Genomic DNA, 8792 nt, shown 5'->3' with positions numbered 1-8792 from the left:
TTACCTGGTAAGAGCCGTTGTCAAGTCCCACACAGTTAGAAGCACCAGTGTTGACAAATGTGCTGATGGATATGGTTGGTTGGTTGAGCGTTATCTCGATCGTCTCCGTATCGAAACACCCATCACCAAGAGAGGCATTGTCTGTTACCAACACAGTGTAAAATCCGGCCGCTACGCCAGTCAAGGTAGCTGTTGCCGCTGAAGTGTTAAGCACCGGATCGATTGGAGTTGAGGTGTCAGTTCCTGTATGCCACTTATAAGTGTAGGCAGTGCTACCGCCAGCATTGGTGACAGTTACAGTAGCTGCTCCATCACCACCTGTTCCACCCGGGCAAACTGAAGAAGGCTGATCTTCTGTGATCGACAGCGTAGGCGATACCGCATTGTCGGCAATGTCAAACTGCAACGCTTCAGAATCACAGCTGGAAGATTTGTGGGTGATGACTACATAGTAAGTGCCGGGCATCAAACCACCGAAAGTCGTAGAACCATCGGTGTCTGAGTCAGTGATATCGGCGTTGGATGCATCCTGCAATGTGAGATTATAGCTCGCCAGGATAGTGGCTTCTGAATTGGCTACTACAGGCGCCCCGGAAGTTGTTATGGAGGCACTGGTAATCGTGATACTGCCATTGCCGGAGCAGTCCTCCGAGTCGGCCTTGGTTCCGGCTCCGTCTATGTCAGCCAAAACCTGGGAGACAGAGGAAGTAAGCACCTGCACACAACCTGTCGATTGGTTGGTAACTCTTACGGTATAGGTACCAGCAGCTAAATTATCTACCTGGCGGTTCGTTGTAATTACAGCACCGCTGACTGTTCCTCCGGCATACCATTGGAAAGTATAGCCAACTCCAAGCTGAGGAGTACCGCTTACAGTTACGTCAGCACTTAGTGAACCATTGTTAGGGACATCGCAATTTGTTTGATCAGAAAGCTTAGTTACTACAATATTGGGTGGTACCTGATTGTTGACGATGCTGATCACCAGTGGGTCAGAAACGCAACCAGTAGCCGTATTGGTGGCAACAACAGTATAGGATAAACCTCCGTTTAAACCTGTGATAGTGCGTGAGGCTGCACCTGACACTGCACCACTGTTGTCTCCGTTATTTAGTTGAGTTCCTCCGGTGCCAGTGCCGATGTACCAAACAAACGTGTAGCCGGAATAGTCGGCCACTGCACTGCCATTGAACGACAGGTCAACGGTCGCTCCCCCGTTAAACTGGTTAGTATTGCAAAAAGTGTTGGGGTTTTTAGTGTTGAGTGTGGCGATAGGCTTAACGGGCGTGCTATTCACCACATAAGTGAGGGTATTAATACAGCCTGTAGACTGATTGGTGACCTTAACAGTGTAAGATCCCGCAACCTTGTCAATTAGTGTCGGAGTGCTGCTCAAGATAGTTCCCGTGGCAGTCGATCCTGCATACCAGGCAAAATCGTAGCCAACGGTGATACCCGCAGTGCCGTTCTCTGTAACCGATGCCGAAAGATCTGCTGTTCCCGAACCATTACAACTTATTGCCGGCGAGTCTTCAGAAATAGCAATGTCTGGAAGAGTAGTTTGGTTGGCCACCGTCATGGTTAGCTGTGACGTACAGCCATTACCACCCTGGGCAGGGTCGCTTGTGGCAACTACAGTATATTGACCACCCGCAAGACCAGTTACTTCGTTGTTGTTAATGCCGGGGTTTGAGCCGTTACCGGGATCTGAATTAGTAAGGGCTGTAGCCGTGGTCGCTCCGTAGTACCACTTAAAAGTATACCCGGTCGTTGTTCCTGACACACCATCGTCCATTACCACTCTCAGTCTGCCATCAGCTGCCGTGCAGCCAGAGTTGGGTTCATTAACCACATTAGAAATCAAGAACTCGGGATAGTTGATGGTGCCGTTGGGAACCGTAAAAGTGATGTTGTTGGTGTTAACACACATTGAGGTGGTGTTGGTTATCACCACCGTATATGTGCCACCTAAAAGTCCGTTGACATTGGCTGTGCAAGTAGCACCCAATGCCAACCCTTTACATACCTCAGTTTGTGTGATATATGGAGTGCCACTAACTGTGCTTCCCTTGTAGATTTCAATTTTGTATCCATTTTCCGGTGTGATGCCGGTTTGGGTTGTTACGTCAAACTTCACTGATCCATTGCCAACAGTACAGCCAGTGTTGCTGCCTGTGACCGCAACCGCTCCGGAAAGATTTGGCTCATCTCTGGTTTGTTGAATCTGAAGGCCATTAAAAATTACGGAACAACCTGTGGTAAGATCAGTTGCTTTAATTGTATAGTTGCCAGCTTCAAGAGCAGGGAAGTTTCCGGTGCTATTGGTCGCTTGTATCTGGCCCGTTGCATTGTTTCCGGTATAGAGGTCAAATTTGTATCCCCCTGCCGAAGCAACTCCTCCAGTCGTTACTGTTCCCGATGCATCAATGGCTCCATTTTTTGGATCTGCTCCTGAGTTGGGGCAGGCCCTTCTTGGAGTCACAAATGCATTGCCATTATATGCAGGGTTCACCGTTCCGCTGGCTACGGTAAGCAATTTCGTATTGCTGCAACCAGAAGCTGTATGTGTCACCTTTACTGTGTACTGACCGCTGTTCAGCTGGAGTAGTTTGTTGCCACTTACAATTGAACCTGTTCCCGTAGTAGCGGTAATCTTGTTGGCATTAGAGGTGCTGTTACCATTATAAAATGTAAATGTATAGCCTGCTGTGGCTCCTGAGGTGCCAAACACTTCTAATTGTCCATTATATGGTACAACACATTTTTTGTTTGAAGTAGAATTAGCAGTAATGGCTGGAGCGGAAGTATTGTTCAGGACGGTTATAGTAACCGGTTCAGAAACACATCCGCTGGAGTTGATCGCCTGAACGGTATAGTCGCCGAAAGTTAGCCCTGTAACAGTGGCACCAGTATAGTCAGCAACAAGTTTGATGCTTGTACCCTCATACCACTTAAATGTAAAGCCCGCAGTGGCACCGCCAGATGACGCTGACACAGCTCCACTAAATAAATTTGCACAACTGGTAACATGAGACGTCACCTGGGCCTGTACTGTTGGCGAAGCTAGTGTAGAAGTAACGGTTTCTTCCTCTACAGCCTGGCAACCACTCGTATTGTTGATGACTCGTACAGAATAGTTTTGCGCCTTGAGGTTAGTTGCCACCGGCCCTGTAGCAAAGCTTGATGTAAAGTCAACGCCCACGTACCATAGAAAGGTGTAACCAGTGGTGGTGGCAACACCATTTACGTCGACGTAGGCTTCAAGGGAACCATTGGGACTGCCACAATTCGTAACTGGTTGGAGCTGGTTTACTACTACAACCGGGGCTTCTGTTACCCTGTCAATCGTCACAGTAAGTGGTAGCGCATCGCAGCCATAGTCCGAAGTGGCCTGAACTGTGTAGGTTCCTTCAGCCATTGTATTGTAGGTAGCACCTGTATATACCAGATCAGCAGGGTTGGTATTCCCAGGAGTGCCGTTATACCATCTGAATGTGTATCCGGCAGTGATGTTAGATACACTCGGGGGGGCATCGCCAGTTACATGTATGTCATCAATATTGTAGTATTCACCATTATTATCGTTCTTAAATTCTACTATCACCTGCAAAGTGCTGCCAAGCTCCCCATTGGGAATTAGCTTGGCGGCCGAAGTGCTGCCGCCAGAAATATCGTCATTTTGACTAAAGAACTGCACCTTGGCATTACTACCGATTTTGTAGTAGGCCTTGATATAGTCTGAACTCTCCAGTTGCCCGATTTCCTGTATGCTAAGCTGGACTGTAACGTTTGAATACCCGGTTGTGGTAATTGCTCCCGATGTCCAGGTAAGTACATTGCCACCCGAGTCATTTACCTCAAATTTCTTATTGCCACTGTAGTTCACCACCTTGGCATAGTCGGCCGAGGTCGCACTTTTACTCCACGATGTCGTGCCATTGTCCACAGTAGCATCTGTTGCCAGCTCATTGAAGGTCTCTTTCCAAATAGAAACGCCATTATTGGCGACGACTCCGGAACCTACATAAGCAGCCGCTGATCCGTTGTCAGGAAGGGCGTCGTTGCAAAGTTCATTGTCTGTTAGCTTGTCCAGGTTGAAGTTATAATCGACGCAGGTCACATCTATGTAGGCCCACTCCTGGGAACAAAGGCTGTAGCAACGGCCAACGGGCACGTCACATATTTGATATTGAACGGAGTCTCTTCCAGCAAAACCAACATTCGGCGTATACATAATGTCCAACGTTGTGCCGTCAATGTAAGATGATCCGTTGGCAGCCGATGTGACGATTGTAAATGTCCAGAGGGAATCAAGGTCAGGATTCAGAACAATGTCATTATCTCTTACAGTTAATAATTTGCTGGTGTTTTGGGGAGTGGTATAAAAGTCTTCTGCTGTTAACGGAGGCTGTTGCCCACCACTTAAACATACGGTCTGCTCGTTTCTAGCTCCGCCAGTAGAACCCGTAAAACCATAATTCACGTTTGTAACACCACCGAAAACAGTAGTGATCATGTCTGCGGTATGTGAGATTCGCAGCTGCTCTTCCACATACATTTGTATTGTCTGAGTTCCGTCAGCGTTTGGTTGCCAAAGGATCACATAATCATAGCAGCTATTGTCTTCTATGTTTGCAAAGTCGGGATGTATTTGCGGAGTTTTAGTACTCTCTAGTTCATTGGTACGGGGGTCGCATATATTTCCATTGTATGATATTGCAGTATGGTCATACGAAGGATCGTCACCTGCGTCTCCGGGACATTCTGTATTCCGCCATGTATCGAATTCAACAGCCACAGATGGGAGAATTTTGTTAGCGAACTGATAGTCTCCAAAGCCTAATCCACCGCCCGCACGACCGGTTGCTTCAAAACCTCTGGGGTCTGTTTGCAACACGAAGCCAAATCCGTCAGCGCCACTGCCATCTTTGTCGCCAGCAAAAATGATGAAATCAAGCCTGAAGGGCTTAGTCAAATCTAGTTTGGTATTCCACCAAAGTCTGCCAAAACGATTGTTGGCATCTTCGGTAATCAAGTAACACCGCTGCGACAAGGAGTAGGCATCTCCCCGGGTGGTAAACCCGTCGTTGAAGTCGGGGATAAAGAATGATGAAGTGTTCGGCAGTGGGGCATTCAGCGTCTTCGGGAGCTGGGCCTTTACCTGAGATGTAAATGAAAGCAGTAGTAGGATAGCTACAGAAAAATGGGCTAGGCTGTGTCGTCTCATGGTATTTTTCGAAATCGTGGCGTTTCTCAAAACTGAAAATACTTATTCGGCTAAACTCAAAGGCTATAAAACTATAGTTTTTTAATTTGAGCGCTTTCCGTTCTTAGATTGTTAATACAATTTAAAGAAAAAGTGTAACCCATCTAAGAGTAAAAGAATTGAAAAATAATTTTTTGAAGAAAAAATGTAATGATTCTTATATGCATCAGGCATATATACTTGCAGATGATTGAAAGGATAATTTAACCGTCGAATATACACATAAAAGTTAAATATCACTGAGCTGGCTGTGTTGTCATCTAAAAAGCAATATGCTCCCGTTTTGGCTCCTGGTGGCGTCGTCGCAGATGAAAACGTAATAGTAAACACCCTGCTCCACATCATTTCCATTGACCCTACCTGCCCAGTCATTGTTGTATGGTTTCTTTTCCAAAATGGCTCGTCCCCGGCGGTCGTAGATCACCACCTTACAATCCTGGTTGAACTCGACATTTTCGACGCTCCACACATCATCGATACCATCTCCGTTGGGTGAGAAGGACTTCATTGGCTGGGGAGATTCGTCCGGAATGACGATCAATGGGATACTGGCGGAGACCTCGCAAAGATTGGCATCAAGGGCAGTTACCACGTAGAGGTATTCTCTTTGGTTGGATGCATTCAAAACATCGCCAAACTCATAAGTGCCTGTAACAATCGGGTTGGCGATGGTTGGGTCATCAATGCCGGTTATCGGCGTCCAGTCAAGTATTTCAGAGGCTCCGGAAACATTGAACTGAGTAGTGTCAAATTCATCTATAATGGACCTGTTCGACACGGCCGTTATAGAGTTTGAGGTATCGAAGTTTACGATGTCGACTGTGCTGGTGATAATACACTGAGCATCGTCAACAATTGTCAGAGTGTAGGTTCCGGGATCTATTACGCTAATAGCATTCCCTGTTTCTGAGGTACTCCATGCGTAGGACACAAAGTTGTCGGCTACTTCAAGACTCACTTCATTTTCAGGGCATTTCTCAACTCCGTCTGGTGTTTCGATCGACACAACAGGCACCGCCCTTACTTCGATTGATTTCGTGGCTGTGGTGACGCATCCGGCAATTTCATCGTAGCCGGTTGTCAGTTTTACTGAGGTAGTCCCGGCTGTTGCGAAGGTATTTGATGCGTTAGGGGTAGTGCTGTCTGTAGTTCCGTCACTAGTGAAGTCCCAGGCATAGTTGAGCGTAAGGCCGGCTTCTCCGGTAGATTCGGCGGTAAATTCGGTTCCTACATTCACACAAATGGCATCTACTGAAGTGAACTGAGTCGCCGGTACTGCTTTTTTTGTAAGTGTAGCCGCCGGGCTTGTCACTGCGCAACTTGTTACCGGGTCTGAAATTTTAATGGCATAAGCGCCACTAGCGCTAGCCGATAAAGATGTTGTCGTTTCGCCAGCTATATCCTGTCCATCGGCCACCCATTGGTAATTATATCCCGCAAAGGAAGCGGCTGAAAGAGCTACCGAAGCGTCTTCGCAAAAAAGACCTGTGCCCTCGAACCTGACGGCTACCGGAGGAAGACTTTTTATCTCAGCTCTCAGCTGGGTAGGAGGGCTCAGGCAGTCCGATGCCGTTACATAACGAAGGGTGTATATTCCAGCCTTGGCGGGCTGAAAGTTGGCAACACTTAGAACCGCTTCGGTAGATGCAAAACCGTCGGGCCCAGTCCATTGGTAGGATTTTGCTCCAGCAATTGTACCATCAATTTGTAGTGTTTCCCCGGCGCAGATTGGCGCAGGGTCAACCACCCCGGGTGGAGTGGGTGGTGTTCCGGTAACGAGCAGTTGCGAAGAGTTGGCCGAATTAGCATCGCACGCTCCGTCGTTCGACTTGATATTGACCCTAATGAAGAGATTGCCCTCAGGCAGGCTCGACAGATTGAGAGATGAAGAAGTCTCTGCCTGGGCCGTAAATGGTCCGGAGGCACTGGAAGCGGTTTCCCACGTGTAGGTATGCCCGATGCTTTTTGTTGCCTCTACAGTGAAATCTGTGCCAGTACAAACAGTGGCACTGCTTGGCGTTATTGTTGGCGAAATACAATTTCTGTTGGCAATAACAATCAGCTCGTTGTTCGTTATGCCTGCTGCCAGCAAGTCGGGCTTTCCGTCGGCATTTACATCAGCAATCTTCACATTTCGGGTTGCGGTTCCGGCTGCGATGTTGAATCTATCGAAAGTGAGGCCGGTCGTCGACGTGTTGACAAGGGCGGTCACGTTGTTGCTGGTGGTGCTGGCCACCAGCAGGTCAAGCTTGCCGTCACCATTCAGGTCGCCAAGGTCAAGTCCCCAGGCACCCGACGATACACTAAATGAATTTGCCGCACCGAAGGCGATAGTACCGCCAACTTCGCTGGTTTGGTTAAGGATAACAGATACAGCATTGCTGACAATTTGTGTTGTGGCAATGTCGTTCAACCCGTCCCCATTTAAGTCGCCAACAACCAGGTTGGCAAGGTTGCCTGAAACCGGCAGGGTGACCGACGGGCCAAAGGCGATGGTACCGGCGTTGCTAATATTGGGCAACACAAAGATGTTAGCCTGCTGAAGTGCGCAAGCTACAATCTCAGGGAACCCGTCATTGTTTAAGTCCTTCACGTCCAGTCCGAAGGATCGACTGCCGCCGATGCTGAATTGTGCGGGTTGAGCAGCAAAGCTGAGCGTTCCGACAGTAGACGTGTTTTTGAATGCATCTATTTGATTATCAACCTGATTGGAGGCAATTACCTCTGGTTTTCCGTCCCCGTCAAGGTCAATAATGGAGATACGACCTACATTCTTTCGGTTGCCTGAGCCGTCAGGAGGAAGCGTGAGCGAAATAGGCGCTGCAAAGCTTATGGCACCTACCGTACTTGTGTTGCGGAAAGCGAAAACTATATCACCCGGTGTTACACCGGCAATCGCTCTGGTCGCCAGCAAATCTGGCTTTCCGTCTCCATCCAAATCGCCACAGGCCACACTCAATGTTGGTTCATTGATGAGCAAGGAGGGCAAGTTTGCGGTGGTAAATGTAAGTGTTGAAATATCACTTGTGTTTCTGTAAACAGGCACTCTTGAAGCCTGGTCGTTGTTGTGTGAGCTTGCTGCATCAATTACCCCGTCACCGTCAAAATCACAGGCGCAGAGGTCGTACATGCCGTTTTGACCGGAAGCGAACTTCGCTGAGGCGTCGACTGCTCCTGCGAGAAATGAAGTGCCGCCAAAGCTCAAGGTGAAGAACTCCGATGAATAGCCGATAAGCCCATTAGTAAGGTTGGTTACCGATACATTGCCAAAGGTTGCATTGCCGGGAATCGTTACCTCAAGCAGGTTGGCTGAAGCATAGGTGACAGTGCCGACACCGGCACCGAATCGCACCTTGATGTTAGCTGCGGAAGTCGGGAAATTGATGCCCGAAATAGTGAGTTTATCGCCTGCCGCCGCCGTTGTTTTATCCAGATTTGTTATAAAAGGCCGTTGGGCCATCACGTTGAAAGCAAAGAACAGCAAACTGACTATCATTAACACAATCCGCCTCATATCCATTTTCCG

General features: G+C 48.2%; 2 protein-coding genes. Both read right to left on the bottom strand.

Features of this window, described 5'->3' with window-relative positions; translation table 11 throughout:
* Positions 1 to 5227, bottom strand: a 5227-nt coding sequence (locus AAC052_RS27220) for a hypothetical protein (protein ID WP_339816281.1), incomplete at its 3' end; no start/stop codon positions are given.
* Positions 5228 to 5522: 295 nt separating this feature from the next.
* The gene (locus tag AAC052_RS27215; protein WP_339816279.1) at positions 5523 to 8786 is read right to left on the bottom strand and encodes an FG-GAP-like repeat-containing protein; all 3264 of its coding nucleotides are present in this window, start codon (positions 8784 to 8786) and stop codon (positions 5523 to 5525) included.
* Positions 8787 to 8792 lie beyond the last annotated feature (6 nt).

This window comes from uncultured Imperialibacter sp., from assembly GCF_963974565.1.
Taxonomy (GTDB): Bacteria; Bacteroidota; Bacteroidia; order Cytophagales; family Cyclobacteriaceae; genus Imperialibacter; species Imperialibacter roseus.
Note: the sequence above shows the minus strand (reverse complement) of the source record. Positions and strands in the feature narration are given on the sequence as shown.